Annotated in this window: 13 protein-coding genes; 8 read left to right on the forward strand and 5 right to left on the reverse strand. The window is 71.3% G+C overall.

Annotated features, from left to right (window positions below; genetic code table 11):
* Nucleotides 1–15: 15 nt before the first annotated feature.
* Nucleotides 16–231: a hypothetical protein gene (locus AB5J54_RS13445; protein ID WP_030317441.1), complete on the reverse strand. Its 216-nt coding sequence runs from the start codon at nucleotides 229–231 to the stop codon at nucleotides 16–18.
* Nucleotides 228–449: a hypothetical protein gene (locus AB5J54_RS13450; protein WP_369149319.1), complete on the reverse strand. Its 222-nt coding sequence runs from the start codon at nucleotides 447–449 to the stop codon at nucleotides 228–230. Before AB5J54_RS13450 ends, AB5J54_RS13445 begins: the two co-directional genes overlap by 4 nt.
* 132 nt (nucleotides 450–581) lie before the next feature.
* Here AB5J54_RS13450 and AB5J54_RS13455 point away from each other — a divergent pair, with 132 nt between their 5' ends.
* The 7 genes from AB5J54_RS13455 (at nucleotide 582) to AB5J54_RS13485 (ending at nucleotide 8,503) form a co-directional block, all read left to right on the forward strand.
* A complete protein-coding gene (locus tag AB5J54_RS13455) occupies nucleotides 582–1,397 on the forward strand; it encodes a Scr1 family TA system antitoxin-like transcriptional regulator (protein ID WP_369144158.1) in 816 nt (271 codons plus the stop codon).
* Complete coding sequence (locus tag AB5J54_RS13460) at nucleotides 1,397–1,603, forward strand: DUF397 domain-containing protein (protein ID WP_369144159.1); 207 nt, start codon at nucleotides 1,397–1,399, stop codon at nucleotides 1,601–1,603. Before AB5J54_RS13455 ends, AB5J54_RS13460 begins: the two co-directional genes overlap by 1 nt.
* Before the next feature lie 105 nt (nucleotides 1,604–1,708).
* Nucleotides 1,709–2,620: a nuclease gene (locus AB5J54_RS13465; RefSeq protein WP_369144160.1), complete on the forward strand. Its 912-nt coding sequence runs from the start codon at nucleotides 1,709–1,711 to the stop codon at nucleotides 2,618–2,620.
* A 61-nt stretch (nucleotides 2,621–2,681) separates the two neighbouring features.
* Nucleotides 2,682–3,515, forward strand: a complete 834-nt coding sequence (locus AB5J54_RS13470; protein WP_369144161.1) for a hypothetical protein — start codon at nucleotides 2,682–2,684, stop codon at nucleotides 3,513–3,515.
* Nucleotides 3,516–3,651: 136 nt separating this feature from the next.
* Nucleotides 3,652–5,022 (forward strand): FAD-dependent oxidoreductase, encoded by a 1,371-nt coding sequence (locus AB5J54_RS13475; protein WP_369144162.1) that lies wholly within the window; start codon nucleotides 3,652–3,654, stop codon nucleotides 5,020–5,022.
* A 63-nt stretch (nucleotides 5,023–5,085) separates the two neighbouring features.
* Nucleotides 5,086–6,792 carry a response regulator transcription factor gene (locus AB5J54_RS13480; RefSeq protein ID WP_369144163.1) on the forward strand — a complete coding sequence of 569 codons (1,707 nt, stop codon included), beginning with the start codon at nucleotides 5,086–5,088 and terminating at the stop codon, nucleotides 6,790–6,792.
* A gap of 340 nt (nucleotides 6,793–7,132) precedes the next feature.
* Nucleotides 7,133–8,503, forward strand: a complete 1,371-nt coding sequence (locus AB5J54_RS13485; protein ID WP_369144164.1) for an FAD-binding oxidoreductase — start codon at nucleotides 7,133–7,135, stop codon at nucleotides 8,501–8,503.
* A gap of 44 nt (nucleotides 8,504–8,547) precedes the next feature.
* Here AB5J54_RS13485 and AB5J54_RS13490 read toward each other — a convergent pair whose 3' ends face one another.
* The 3 genes from AB5J54_RS13490 to leuA form a co-directional block, all read right to left on the reverse strand.
* On the reverse strand, nucleotides 8,548–9,240 hold the full coding sequence (locus AB5J54_RS13490; RefSeq protein ID WP_369144165.1) for a TerB family tellurite resistance protein: 693 nt from the start codon (nucleotides 9,238–9,240) through the stop codon (nucleotides 8,548–8,550).
* Nucleotides 9,241–9,371: 131 nt separating this feature from the next.
* Entirely contained in the window at nucleotides 9,372–10,676 is a 1,305-nt protein-coding gene (locus tag AB5J54_RS13495; RefSeq protein WP_369144166.1) for a choice-of-anchor A family protein, read from the reverse strand.
* Between the two features lie 249 nt (nucleotides 10,677–10,925).
* Entirely contained in the window at nucleotides 10,926–12,698 is a 1,773-nt protein-coding gene (leuA, locus tag AB5J54_RS13500) for a 2-isopropylmalate synthase (protein WP_369144167.1), read from the reverse strand.
* A 293-nt stretch (nucleotides 12,699–12,991) separates the two neighbouring features.
* Between leuA and AB5J54_RS13505 the strand changes: the two genes are divergently transcribed.
* Complete coding sequence (locus tag AB5J54_RS13505) at nucleotides 12,992–14,038, forward strand: M4 family metallopeptidase (protein WP_369144168.1); 1,047 nt, start codon at nucleotides 12,992–12,994, stop codon at nucleotides 14,036–14,038.
* The last annotated feature ends 10 nt before the right edge of the window (nucleotides 14,039–14,048 follow it).

Raw genomic sequence — 14,048 nt, forward strand, 5'->3', positions numbered from 1 at the left:
AACAGGTGCGAGCCGTCAGGGCACCTCGCCCCGGCTGCGGGCGTTGACGTGCGCCGTCGCCGCGCTGAGCCGCTCGGCCGAGGTCGCCTCGCGGACCCCGTCCGGCTCCACGTCCCACTCCCGCCCGCCTCCCAGCGGACGCACCTGTACATAGGGGCCCTCGTGCCCCATGACCCTCCCGACCCGTCCGGTACGGATCTCGACGACGTACGACCCGATGGGCAGCGTCACGATCGACTCTCCTCCCTCGGCAGTACGGCGGCGGCGAGGAGCCGGGCCGTTTCCACCGTGCAGCATCCCAATTCCACGAGCGGCCGCGGCGGGTCGGCCGCGAGGGTGACGACGTCGAGCCCGAGCGAGGGGAGCGTGATTCCCGCCCTCGCGAGGGCCTCGCGCAATTCCGCCACTGCCTCTTGTGCGGTTCCGACTGCCCCCGTGGTCGCCTTCATGATGTCTTCCTTCACCAACGTATGCCTTTCTGAATCCATTTCCCGCTTCGCCTCTCCAGGGTGGGGGCAGATCCGTAGAATCGGCAGACGCGCTGCCCGTACAACTGCGGGGTAGGGTTGGGGAGTTAATCCATGGCCAAGAGCAAGCAGCAGGATGCGTGGGAGTTCTTCGGTGAGCTCCTGAAGGAACGCCGGGAGGCTGCGGGGTTCACGCAGAGCGAGCTGGGCAGACGGGTGTTCGTATCCGGGGCGTACATCGGCCTGTTCGAGCAGGGAATTCGAAAGCCGCAGTTGGATGTGGCGGTGCGAATCGACGAGGTCCTACAAACCGGCGGTATTTTCGAACGTACGTGGCGCAGACTCATCGACAAGTCGCCGTACGCGTCCTATTTCAGCGAGGTGGCGGAGCTGGAGAGGGTGGCGACGAAGATCTGCGAGTTCGCGCCGACGGTGGTGCCGGGGTTGTTGCAGACGGCGGAGTACGCCCGAGCGGTGACGGTGGCGACACACCCGTTCGCCACGGAAGAGTTCATCGAGGAGAAGGTCACCGCACGGATCGACAGGGCGGCGATCCTCAGGGGCACTACAAGGCCCGAGTATTGGGTCGTGCTGCACGAGAACGCGGCGCTCACCCCGGTGGGCGGCCCGTCGGTGATGGCGGCGACGTTGGACCACATCACGAAGCTCATCCGCGAGCGGTTGGTCCTGGTGACCGTGATCCCCCGCGCGGTCGGCGCGCACTCCGTCATGGAGGGCTCGCTCCGGCTGATGGAGTTCGAGGACCAGCCGCCAACGGCCTATACAGAGACCGCGTTTTCGGGGACGCTCCTCGACGATCCGGCGGTGGTGAAGCAGGCACAGCGCGCCTACGATCTGCTCAGGGTCGCCACCTTGTCGCCGGAGGCGTCCCTGGCCCTGATCGAATCGGCGGCGGAGGACTACAGATAATGCGCCAGTACGACGTGAACAACGCCCAGTGGTTCAAGAGCTCCTACAGCAACGGCGACGGGGGCAACTGCGTCGAGGTCACGTACGACGTCGCCGGCGTCGTCCCCGTCCGGGACAGCAAGGTCACCGACGGTCCCGTCCTGGTCGTGCCGGCCGCCGCCTGGGCGTCCTTCGTCGCCGCGGTCCACAAGGGCGGCGTCGCCTGACAGGAGGCGGCCGGCGGAATGGCGCTCCGCCGCGCGCGGTCGCAGCATGGAAGGAGGAGAACCGGTTCCCTTCCATGCCCCACACACATCGCCGTGGGAGTCACCATGCCCATGCTGCTGATCAAGGGATCCTTCCATCTTTCGGGCCATACGGCCCCCGACGGGGACACCGTCCCCTTCATCCCGGACTACGTGGGCGAGTGGAAGCTCGTCCGGGGCTGCGAGAAGCCGCAGCCGGCGCGGGACGGGCACGTCGACGTCCGGCTCGAAGGCATCGACGCACTGGAGACGCACTACGAGGGGAACTACGGGGACGAGAAGCGCCAGCCGGCCAAGTTCGGCGACGCGGCCACGGACGCGCTGCTGACTTTCCTCGGCTTCCGCGACATCCGGCGCACCCCCGACCCCCACCACCCGCACGACATGATCTCCGCGACCCCGGAATCGGTCCCGGGCTTCATCCTCACCAACGGCGCCGACGTCTTCGGCCGCTGCGTGGCGTTCGCCTGCCCGGGGGACCCGCCGGGGGCGAGCGGCTACGAGCTGGACGTGTCGGCGAGGCTCGTGAAGGAGAGGACGGCCAACTACCACCTGCTCGCCCAGGGTCTGGCGTATCCGACGTTCTACCAGGGGCTGCCTCCCGTGCTGCGCGACGCGCTGGCCGACGGCAAGGTGGAGGCGCAGGCGGGGATCGGTGTGGGCATCTGGAGCATCGTGGCCGACGCCCTGGGCGACGTGACCGTCACCGGGGCGAAGATCGCCGGGATGCAGTCGATCACCGATGACGTGGTGATCCTCCCCAAGCTCTTCCGCCGCCTGAAGGAGTACTTCTCGCTCGGCCACACCACGCTCGACGCCTTCCCCGCCTATCTGGCCGGGGCCGCGGACAAGTTCCTCGACCTGACGCAGGACAGGCCGAAGGAGCAGATCGGGCTTCACCGGATCGTCCAGATCACCGACACCCACACCGTGAGGATGACGCTCCCTTCGGAGCTGATCCTCTTCAAGCCGAAGTGAGCCGTCGCGAGCCGTCCGGGCCCCTCCCGCGAACCGGGCTCCCGCCCCTACCATCCCCTCCATGTCGATCACCCCGTCCACACCCGTCGTCCAGGGCTCCAAGAAGGCCTCCCTCCAACTCCAGGGCGACGCGCTGCTCCTGAGCCGGCCTCACGAGGAGGCGCGCATCCCGCTCGCGGCGGTCGAGCGGATCCGTACCGAGAAGCGGACGCTCACCGTGGAGCTGACGGCCCCGGCGGGGACCACGCGGTACGTGCACCGGATCAGCGGGGTGAGCGAGGCGGCGGCCGCGATGTTCGCCGAGACCGTGAACGGCACCCTGCCCGGGACGCCCGGACGGGACACGGCGGCCGACGGGACCGCCCTCGTCGAGACCCGCGAGCTCCCCCTGAGCCGGCGGGCGAGGAAGCTGCGCCGCATCAAGTGGCTGTCGGCCGGCGCTTTCGGTCTGCTCGTCCTCTCGTACGGGCTCGTCGCCGCCGCGGGGGAACCGGTCGCCGCACTCGTCCTCATCCCCGGAGGACTCGTCCTGGTCGGGGCGCTCGCCCTCGGCGCGAACGCGCTGGCCAACTGGTACCGCGAGTGGCGCCTGATCCGGCACGGCATCACGACCTTCGCCGCCGAGGTCCCGGAGAGGCCCGGGATGTACCTGTACACGGACCCGGCCGGGCTGATCCGCAACGTGTTCACCCTGGCGGGCGGCATGGCCGTCAAGGTCAGCTACGACCCGAACGACCCGGGGAACGTCGTCCTCCCGAGGATCGCCCTCTTCCGGCGCGGGGAGCTCGCACTCGGCCTGTTCCTCACCGTCCTCGCGCTCCCCGGCCTGGTCGGCACGGTCGCGTGGGCCGTCATGGGGTTCCTGCACCCCGAGTCGATCGCCGACTCCTTCTAGGCCTGCTTATGGAAGTCATAAGTTCACCTTATGAGGCCATAGACCGGGGGCGGGTACCGGTCCGCGCGAGGAGTTATTTAGGGTGACCTAAGTGTCGGCGGCTTCGCCGCCACGTCGCTTGCGAAGGGAACCAGTCATGCCCCGCCCCCTCCGGGTCGCGATCGTCGGCGCCGGCCCCGCCGGAATCTACGCCGCCGATGCGCTGCTGAAGTCCGAGGCCGCCGCCGAGCCGGGCGTGTCGATCGACCTCTTCGAGCGGATGCCCGCGCCCTTCGGCCTCATCCGCTACGGCGTCGCCCCCGACCACCCGCGCATCAAGGGCATCATCACCGCCCTCCACCAGGTCCTCGACAAGCCGCAGGTCCGCCTCTTCGGCAACGTCGACTACGGCACCGACGTCCACCTCGACGACCTGCGCGCCTTCTACGACGCGGTGATCTTCTCGACCGGCGCCATGGCCGACCGCGAGCTGAAGATCCCCGGCGTGGAGCTCGACGGCTCGTACGGCGCCGCCGACTTCGCCTCCTGGTACGACGGTCACCCGGACGTGCCGCGCACCTGGCCGCTGAAGGCCGAGAAGGTCGCCGTCCTCGGCGTCGGCAACGTGGCCCTCGACATCGCGCGCATCCTCGCCAAGACGGCGGACGAGCTGCTTCCCACCGAGATCCCGGCGAACGTCCACGACGGCCTCAAGGCCAACAAGGCCGTCGAGATCCACGTCTTCGGCCGTCGCGGCCCGGCGCAGGCGAAGTTCAGCCCCATGGAGCTGCGGGAGCTCGACCACTCGCCGAACATCGAGGTCATCGTCAACCCCGAGGACATCGACTACGACGAGGGCTCGATCGCCGAGCGCCGCAAGAACAAGCAGACCGACATGGTCGCCAAGACCCTGGAGAACTGGGCGATCCGCGACGCCGGCGACCGCCCGCACAAGCTCTTCCTGCACTTCTTCGAGTCCCCCGTCGAGATCCTCGGCGAGGACGGCCAGGTCGTCGGCCTGCGCACCGAGCGCACCGAGCTGGACGGCACGGGCAACGTGAAGGGCACCGGCGCCACCACCGACTGGGACGTCCAGGCGGTCTACCGCGCGGTCGGCTACCTCTCCGACGAGCTGCCCAAGCTCCCCTGGGACGCGGTCTCCGGAACCGTCCCGGACGAGGGCGGCCGCGTGATCGAGGAGACCGGCGAGCACCTGGCCTCCACGTACTGCACCGGCTGGATCCGCCGCGGCCCCGTCGGCCTCATCGGCCACACCAAGGGCGACGCCAACGAGACCGTCGCGAACCTCCTGGACGACTTCGCGAACGGGCGCCTGCTCACGCCGGAGACCCCGGAGGAGGACGCGGTCGTGTCCTTCCTGGAGGGCAAGGGCATCACGTACACGACGTGGGAGGGCTGGTACGCCCTCGACGCCGCCGAGAAGGCGCTCGGCGAGCCGCAGGGCCGCGAGCGCGTGAAGATCGTCGAGCGCGAGGACATGCTGCGCGCGAGCGGCGCGATCAAGTAGCCGTCGCGGGGCCCTCACCCCCTCCCGGTCCTACTCTGGAAGGACCCGGAAGAGGTGAGGGCCATGTCCGCACCCACGATCGACCGGATCGAGCGGGCCAGGACCGCGGCGGCCCGTGAGTCCTGGACCGAGGCGTACGGGCTGCTGCACGCCCACGACGAGCACCCCACGCGCGCGCTGAGCGCCGACGACCTGACGATCCTGGCCGACGCCGCCTGGTGGTCGGGCCATGTGGACGAGTCCGTCGCGGCCCGGCTGCGGGCCCACGCGGCGTACGTGGCGGGCGGCGACCACCGGGGCGCCGGGCTTGCCTCGTGGTGGCTGTCGTACGAGTACGAGGGCCTCGGGCGGCCCGCGGCGGCGGCCGGCTGGCTGCACCGGGCCCACCACCATCTGGACGACCAACCGCCCTGCCCCGAGCAGTGCTTCCTCGCGTGGACCGACGCGGAGGAGGCGGCGGCCCGCGGCGACCACGCGGCCGCGCTCGCGGCGGCCCGCCGCATGACCCGGCTCGCCCTCCGCTCCGGCAGCCCGGACCTCCTCGCCCTCAGCCGCCAGGCTGAGGCCTCCGTCCACCTCGCCAACGGCCGGCGCGCCGAGGCGCTGGCCCTCCTCGACGACGCGATGTGCGCGGTGACCGCCGGCGAACTGAGCGGCATGTTCACGGGCTGGCTGTACTGCCTGGCGATCACCCAGTGCATGGACGCGGCGGACTTCGCCCGCGCGGTGGAGTGGACGAACGCGGCGATGGAATGGTGCGAACCGCCGTGGGCGGGCCACGCTTCGGACACCGAGCCCGCCGCGACCCCCATCACCGTCCCCTCCGGCGAGAACCCCTTCCGGGGAGTGTGCCGGGCGCACCGGGTCGAGGTGCTCGACCTCCTCGGGGCGTGGGCGCTCGCCGAGGCGGAGGCCCGGCTCGCGTGCCGTGAGGTGCCCGTGGACTGCCTGGAGTCGGCGGCCGCGGCCTACTACGCCGCCGGGGACGTCCAGCGGCGCCAGGGCCGCCTGGAGGAGGCCGCCGCCTCGTACGCGCACGCCCATGAACTCGGCAGGATCCCGCAGCCGGGCCTCGCGCTGCTGCGGCTCGCGCAGGGCCGTGCCGCCGCGGCCGTGGCGGGCGTCGACCTCGCCCTCGCCTGCCAGAGCGACCCCGCCCACGACCTCCTCGGCCGGGCCCGGCTGCTCGCCGCCCGGAGCGAGGTGGCCCTCGCCGTCCGCGACGTGCCCGGGGCCGCGGGCGCGGCGGCGGAGCTGGAGGTCCTGGCCGGGGACGTACCGCTGCTCCGGGCGATGGCCGACACGGCGCGGGGTGCGGTGGCCCTGGCGGAGGCACGTCCCGAGCCCGCGCTGCGGCTGCTGCGGCGGGCGCTCGCCGGGTGGCTGGAGCTGCGGGTGCCGTACGAGGCGGCCCAGGTGCGGATGCTGCTCGCGGCGGCCGACCGGGCGGTGGGCGACGAGGAGGCGGCCCGCCTGGAGCTGAGCGCGGCGCGAGCGGTGTTCGAACGGCTCGGGGCGGTGCCGGACGCGCGGCGGGCGGCGGCACTGCTGACCGGCGGGGCCCGGCGGCGCCTCCCGGGCGGGCTGACGGCCCGCGAGGCGGAGGTCCTGCGCCTCGTCGCCTCGGGCGGCACGAACAAGGACATCGCGCAGGCGCTGGTGATCAGCGAGCACACGGTGGCGCGGCACCTGAACAACATCTTCGCGAAGCTGGGCGTCGGCTCCCGAGCAGCAGCCACGTCCTACGCCTACGCCCACGACCTGCTGTGACCCACCCCCGTTGTGGGCGCTCGCACCGCCGGGCCCGTTGTGGGCAATCGTTCCGCTGGGGCGGAACGGGTGGGCACAACGGACCCGCGCCTTGCCGGCGCCAGAGGCTCCCGCGCCTGAACCCGCACCGGATGCGCGGCGCACCGGTGGTGCGGGCCAGGGCGCGGAACGCGGAGGCGCCGCGGGAGGGCGCCGTCCCGTGTGCCCACCCGTCCCGCCCAGCGGGACGATTGCCCACACGGGGGGGGGCGCGTGGGCCGGATCGCCCATGCCGCGGGCGGCCCACCCATGGGTCGTTCCGGCGATGCGGCCCGGAGGGGCGTCCCGCTACACCGGACCCATGACCACCACAACCACCCCCCTGGACACACTCCGCCGCACCGTGCGCGGTGCCGTCGTCGCCCCCGGCGACCCCTCCTACGACACCTCCCGCCGGGTCTACAACGCCCTCCACGACCGCCGCCCCGCCGTCGTCGTCCACGCCGTGGACGCCGGTGACGTGATCGCGGCGGTGCGGTACGCCCGGGAGCACGCGCTCCCGCCGGCCGTGCGCGGTGGCTCCCACGCCGTCGCCGGTTTCGGGACCGTCGACGACGGCCTGGTCGTCGACCTGTCCCGGATGCGCGGCGTACGGGTCGACCCCGAGGCCCGGACCGCCCGGGCCGAGGGCGGTGCCACCTGGGGCGACTTCAACCACGCCACCCACGCCTTCGGGCTCGCCACCACCGGCGGGGTCGTCTCCACGACCGGCGTCGGCGGGCTGACGCTCGGCGGCGGCATGGGGCACCTGGCCCGCCGCTGCGGCCTGAGCTGCGACAACCTGGTCGCCGCGGACGTGGTGACCGCCGACGCCACCCTCGTCTCCTGTGACGCGGAGCGGCACCCCGACCTGTACTGGGCGCTCCGCGGCGGCGGCGGGAACTTCGGGGTCGTCACCTCCCTCGCCTACCGGCTGCACCCGGTCGACACGATCTACGGCGGCATCACCTGCTACGCGCTCGACGGCGACGTCGCCCGCGCCTGGCGGGACCTGAACGCCACCGCGCCGGTCGAGCTGAACGTGATCCTCGTGATCGCGCTCGGCCCGGAGGAACCGTTCCTGCCGGAGCGCTGGCACGGGCGGCCGATCTGCGCCGCGTTCACCTGCTTCAGCGGCCCGCCGGAGGAGGACGAGAAGGTCCTCGCCCGCCTGGACGGCCTCGGCCCGGTCATCGGCCGGTTCATGGACCGGATGCCGTACCCGGTGATCAACACCCTCTTCGACGAGCAACTGCCGCCGGGCCTCTACCACTACTGGAAGGGCAACTTCAGCCGCGAGCTCACCGACGGCGCGATCGACGCCCACATGGAGTTCGGCGCGACGATGCCGTCGATGGAGTCGGACACCGCGATCTTCCCGATCGACGGGGCGTGCCACGACGTGGGCCCGGAAGAGACCGCGTTCGCCTACCGGGACGCCTTCTTCTCGCACTCCTTCGGCGGCACCTGGACCGACCCGGCGGACTCGGAGCACAACATCGCCTGGACCCGCGCCTACGACCGGGCACTGCGCCCGCACACCCAGGAGGGCGGGTACGTGAACTTCATGGACACCGACGACCAGGACCGGGTGCGGGTCAACTACCGCCAGAACTACGAGCGGCTGCGTACGGTCAAGCGCCGCTACGACCCCGACAACGTGTTCCGGCTGAACCAGAACATCGTCCCGTAGCCGGCCGTCAGGGGCCGAGGACGAGGGCTCCGATCGAGAGGGGTCTACGGGACCGTGCGGGCCGTCGCGAGGAGGCGGACCGTGTCCTCGGGGGCCAGCGCGAGCGCGTTGCCGACGGTTCCGAGGACCTCGGTCTCGGCCGGCGTGTAGGCGCCGTCCGCGAGCGCGATCCGGGCGGCCTGGACCAGGATCGACTCCCGCCCGGCGGGCGCCAGGTGCGGGGTGAGCGGCTCCAGGGCCTCGTGGAGCTCGATCGACAGGAGCGTGCCCTCGGGGTTCACCTCGGGCATGAAGCGCCCGGTGTCCGCCTCCAGGGCCTCGACGAGGTCGACGAGCTGGACGGCCGTGCACTCGGCGAAGCCGGCGGACCGGACCGCGGTGACGGCCCGGTCCAGGACCTCGCGGGACTCGGTGCCGCCGGCCGCGAGGACGGCCAGGGCGACGGTGTGCACGGCGTCCCGCAGCATCGCGGAGAAGCGGCTCGTCGTCGGGTGGTCGAGCACCTCCGTACCGAAGTGCGTGTGACAGGCCGCGCACTCGACGACGGGGCCGGTACAGCCCCGGGGCAGGACGGGGACGCCCAGGACGGCGAACCTGCGGCGGCCGGTGCGCCGTCGGTAGTTGCGGTCGCCCCCGCACTCCTCGCAGAAGAACTCGCCGTCTCCGACGGTGTTCCAGGAGGTGCGGATTCCGCAGACGGTCACCTTCCCACCACGTGAATTCCGGGCAGACCGCACACGCACCTCCTCAACGGCCCGGCTGCACTGCCGGCGTTGGCGTGATGTTAGCCACATCCTTGATGTGGCGTCAGCACCCCGTCAGGACTTCACCGCGGACTTGGCCGAGACACGTCACCGCTCTCCCATGATCAGGAAGCGCGGCGGCGGCGCTTCGCGAAGGCCAGGAAGCCTCCGCCGACGGCGACGGCGGCCACGGCGGCGGCGATGGCACCCGGGCCGATGGCCGAACCGGTCGTCGCGAGATCACCCTCCGGGGTGGCGGACGGGGCCGGGGCGGGCGCGGTGGTGGCCTCACCCGGAGTCGTCGGAGAGCCCGGGGTGGACGGGGTGGACGGGGACGCGGAGGGGGTCCCGGTGCCGTCCGGGGTGGTCGGCGTGCCCTCGGTCGCCGGGGTGGTGGGCGCCGGGGTGGCGGTCGGCTTCGGCGTCTCGGGGGTGACGACGGGGCCGGGGGTGGTCACCTCGGGGAGGCAGCCGGTGAAGTTCATCTGGTGGGTCTCGGCGCCGGGGATCGTGTCCAGCGACTCGGCGATGACGGAGCCGTTGATGTGGCCGGGGCCGTAGGCGCCCCGGCCGCCCATGGTGACGGCGGCGTCGGGCGCGAGGATCGTGCCGGGCCAGGCGGCGTAGTTCTTCTTGACGGTCGCGGCCTGCGGGAAGTTCCACAGCAGCTTGGAGCGGATGCTCTTGTGGGCTTCGGTGTGCTGGTCGTAGTCGTCCTGGACGTACGCGCCGCCGTCCGAGATCCAGACGCCGGAGGTCGGCTTGGCCTGCATGTCGTACGAGGTGCCGATGACGTTCACGAGGGTGGAGGAGCCCGCCGGGACCTTGAGGTAGATCTCGCCGGCCTTCTCCAGGTCGGCGCTGCTCACGGCGAAGACGTTCAGCCTGGCGTCGGTGCCGGTGAGGTAGAGGCCCCGCCCGTCGACGGCCGCCTCGCCGTTGGGCCGCACGGCCGCCCAGCCGGCGGACAGCCTGCGCAGTTCGGTGAACTCCTTGCCGAAGTCGATCGGGGAGGGTCCGGTCGCGACCTTGTCGCCGTCGACGTCGAAGCCGGTGCCCCGGGAGTTGTCGACGACCTTGCCGGCGATGCCGGATCCCTTGACGAGGACCACGCCGTTGGCCTTGAGGGTGCCGCCGACGACGAGGCTGTGCCCGCCGGGCAGCTGGGCGAGGTCGGCGTCGGAGAGGCGGGAGCCGACGGAGAAGCCGGACGTGCCCGGCTCGCCGAAGGTGGCGTCGCCGCCGACGGCGACCGCGCCTTCGGAGTCCGCGTGGCGGACGGAGTCCTTCTCGACGAACTCGGCGTACAGACCGGCCGTGCCGAGCGGATGCGACACGCACTCCGTGGTGGTGGCGGAGGCGGCGGGGGCCCAGCTGAGGGCGGCACCGGTCACCGCGAGGACGGCGGCCACGGCAGCGGTCGTGCGCATACGAAACTCCAGGTCAGGGAGTACGGAGAGGGGAGGCGTGGGGGGTCCCGAGGGGGATGGTCCGTACCATCCGTCAGACCGTGATGTGCCGTCAACTCACCCCATATGGCGCTGATTCCGACATGACCGGGCGATCTTCCTTAAGTGAACCTGAAGCGACGTGAAACTATGACGCGGCTCACACGTGCCGCTGCCCCGCACCCTCCGGGAGGAAGGGTGCGGGGCAGCGGACGGCGGGGTGGAGCGGGGTCAGCGGGCGGAGCGGTTGACCGCCGAGATGACCGCCTTCAGGGAGGCGCGGGTCGTGTTGGCGTCGATGCCGATGCCCCACAGGACCTTGCCGTCGATGGCGCACTCGATGTACGAGGCGGCCTGCGCGGAGGCGCCCTCGCTCATCGTGTGCTCCTGGTAGTCCAGCAGGCGGGCGTCCACGCCGACCGACTGCAGGGCGTCGAAGAAGGCGGAGATCGGACCGTTGCCGGAGCCGGTCAGGACGGTGTCGACGCCGTCGACGACCGCCTCGACGCGCAGGGTGTCGGTGCCGTCCGTGTCCGAGGTGGACTGGCCGGATCGCAGCTGGATGCGTCCCCAACGAGCCGCAGAGTTGTCCGGGTTGGGCAGGTACTCGTCCTGGAAGACGGCCCAGATCGCGGCCGGCGTGACCTCGCCGCCCTCGCTGTCGGTCTTCTGCTGGATGATCTTCGAGAACTCGATCTGCATCCGGCGGGGCAGGTCCAGCTTGTGGTCGTTCTTCAGGACGTACGCGATACCGCCCTTGCCGGACTGCGAGTTGACCCGGATGACGGCCTCGTAGGAGCGGCCGACGTCCTTCGGGTCGATCGGCAGGTACGGCACCGCCCACTCGATCTCGTCCACCGTCTTGCCCTGGGCGGCCGCGTCGGCCTCCATGGCGTCGAAGCCCTTCTTGATGGCGTCCTGGTGGGAGCCGGAGAAGGCGGTGTAGACCAGGTCGCCCGCGTAGGGGTGGCGCGGGTGGACCTCCATCTGGTTGCAGTACTCGGAGGTACGGCGGATCTCGTCGATCTGGGAGAAGTCGATCTGCGGGTCGACGCCCTGCGAGAACAGGTTCATGCCCAGCGTCACCAGGTCGACGTTGCCGGTCCGCTCGCCCTGGCCGAACAGGCAGCCCTCGATGCGGTCGGCGCCGGCCATGATCGCCAGCTCGGCCGCCGCCACGGCCGTGCCGCGGTCGTTGTGCGGGTGGACGGAGACGCAGATGTGCTCGCGGCGGGTCAGGTTCCGGGACATCCACTCGAAGCGGTCCGCGTGCGTGGACGGCGTCGAACGCTCCACGGTGGCGGGCAGGTTGAGGATGATCTCGCGGCCAGGGCCGGGCTGCCAGACGTCACAGACCGCCTCGCAGACCTCCAGGGCGAAGTCCAGCTCGGTGTCGGTGAAGATCTCGGGGCTGTACTGGTAGCCGAAGGTGGTCTCCGGGCCCAGCAGCTTCTCCGCGTACTCCATCACCAGCCGGGTGCCGTCCACGGCGATCTGCTTGATCTGCTCCTTCGAGCCGCGGAAGACGACCCGGCGGAAGGTGGGCGCGGTGGCGTTGTACAGGTGGACGGTCGCGCGCTTGGCGCCGACCAGGGACTCCACGGTCCGCTCGATCAGGTCCTCGCGGGCCTGGGTCAGGACGGAGATGGTGACGTCGTCCGGGATCGCGCCCTCTTCGATGATGGAGCGCACGAACGCGAAGTCGGTCTCGCCGGAGGACGGGAAGCCGACCTCGATCTCCTTGTAGCCCATGCGTACGAGCAGGTCGAACATCTCGCGCTTGCGGGCCGGGGACATCGGGTCGATCAGCGCCTGGTTGCCGTCGCGCAGGTCCGTGGACAGCCAGCGGGGCGCCTTCGTGATGCGCTTCTCGGGCCAGGTCCGGTCGGGGATGGTCACGGCCTCGTACTGGCCGTACTTGTGGATCGGCATCCCGGACGGCTGCTGCGTGTGGGTCGCGTTGGTGATGGGCGTCGGGCGGCTGACGAAAGGCGACTGAGACATTGCGTAGGGCTCCTCGGGTCCAGCAAGAAGGACGGCCGACTGTCGAACGCAACACCAAAACCCGCGGGGAGGGGGTCGGCCTACGACTACAGGCCCTCGCCGCGGCAGCTAAGGAGAAGCAGCCCGAAACGCATGATGTGCGTCACCATAGCCCAGGTCCGGGAGAGCCGGACGTCCTGTTTCAGTATGCGGGACGGCGTCCGCGTCAAGGGCGAAAGGTGACCCATCACTCCATTTCGCCAATCATCGTCGCTACTCGTGACACCGGCGGTACGCAGTGCCACATTGCCTTCATGACCTCCCACCCGCCTGTCTTCTGCTCGATCGTCCCGCCCCACGTCCTGGAGCGGCTGGCCCGGTCGGCCGATCCGGCCGTCGCCGAGGCCGCCCGCCGCACCCTCGCGGTGGACCTCACCCAGCGCGCCACCCGCACCGAGCGGACCGCGCCCGCCCCGTCGGAGAGCAGCACCGGAAAGCCCAGGCGCACGATCTACGACGCCAAGAACGGCACCCGGCTCCCTGGCCACCAGGTGCTCGACGAGGGAGAGCCGCCGGTCACCGACGGCACGGCCAACCGCGCCTACGCCGGCCTCGGCGCCACCTTCGACCTCTTCCTGAACGCCTTCGGCCACGACTCGATCGACGGCGCCGGGCTGCCGCTCCGCGCCACCATCCACTTCGACGAGAAGTACGACAACGCCTTCTGGAACGGCGAGCAGATGGTGTTCGGCGACGGGGACGGCGAGCTCTTCCTCGACTTCACGATCCCGGTCGACGTCATCGGCCACGAACTGGCCCACGGCTTCACCCAGTACTCGGCGAACCTCGCGTACTACGGCCAGTCGGGGGCGCTCAACGAGCACGTCTCGGACGTCTTCGGCTCGCTCGTGAAGCAGTACGCCCTCGGCCAGAGCGCGGAGCAGGCCGACTGGCTCATCGGCGCCGGGCTGCTGGGCCCCGCCGTCGACGAGGGAACGGCCCTGCGGTCCATGAAGGCCCCCGGCACCGCGTACGACGACGACGTCCTCGGCAAGGACCCGCAGCCCGCGCACATGGACCACTACGTGCGCACCAGCTCCGACAACGGCGGCGTGCACATCAACTCCGGCATCCCCAACCACGCCTTCTACCTGCTCGCCACCGAGCTCGGCGGCAACGCCTGGGAGCGTCCCGGCCGGATCTGGTACGCGACGATGACCGGCGGTGCGCTGACCGAGGAGATCCGGTTCGACGAGTTCGCGCGGGCGACGGTGACGACGGCGCGGGACCTCTACGGCGACGGGGACGTGGTCGAGGCCGTGAAGCGCGCCTGGGCGGGGGTCGGTGTGACGGCCTCGTGAGCCGGCCGGT

Origin of the sequence: Streptomyces sp. R44 (assembly GCF_041053105.1) — a bacterium.
Lineage (GTDB): Bacteria > Actinomycetota > Actinomycetes > Streptomycetales > Streptomycetaceae > Streptomyces.

Coding starts and splice junctions, on each gene's coding strand:
- AB5J54_RS13505 (WP_369144168.1), top strand. CDS start 12,992: ATGACCTCCCACCCGCCTGTCTTCTGCTCGATCGTCCCGCCCCACGTC.
- AB5J54_RS13465 (WP_369144160.1), top strand. CDS start 1,709: ATGCCCATGCTGCTGATCAAGGGATCCTTCCATCTTTCGGGCCATACG.
- AB5J54_RS13470 (WP_369144161.1), top strand. CDS start 2,682: ATGTCGATCACCCCGTCCACACCCGTCGTCCAGGGCTCCAAGAAGGCC.
- AB5J54_RS13460 (WP_369144159.1), top strand. CDS start 1,397: ATGCGCCAGTACGACGTGAACAACGCCCAGTGGTTCAAGAGCTCCTAC.
- AB5J54_RS13455 (WP_369144158.1), top strand. CDS start 582: ATGGCCAAGAGCAAGCAGCAGGATGCGTGGGAGTTCTTCGGTGAGCTC.
- AB5J54_RS13475 (WP_369144162.1), top strand. CDS start 3,652: ATGCCCCGCCCCCTCCGGGTCGCGATCGTCGGCGCCGGCCCCGCCGGA.
- AB5J54_RS13480 (WP_369144163.1), top strand. CDS start 5,086: ATGTCCGCACCCACGATCGACCGGATCGAGCGGGCCAGGACCGCGGCG.
- AB5J54_RS13450 (WP_369149319.1), bottom strand. CDS start 449: ATGAAGGCGACCACGGGGGCAGTCGGAACCGCACAAGAGGCAGTGGCG.
- AB5J54_RS13495 (WP_369144166.1), bottom strand. CDS start 10,676: ATGCGCACGACCGCTGCCGTGGCCGCCGTCCTCGCGGTGACCGGTGCC.
- AB5J54_RS13485 (WP_369144164.1), top strand. CDS start 7,133: ATGACCACCACAACCACCCCCCTGGACACACTCCGCCGCACCGTGCGC.
- leuA (WP_369144167.1), bottom strand. CDS start 12,698: ATGTCTCAGTCGCCTTTCGTCAGCCGCCCGACGCCCATCACCAACGCG.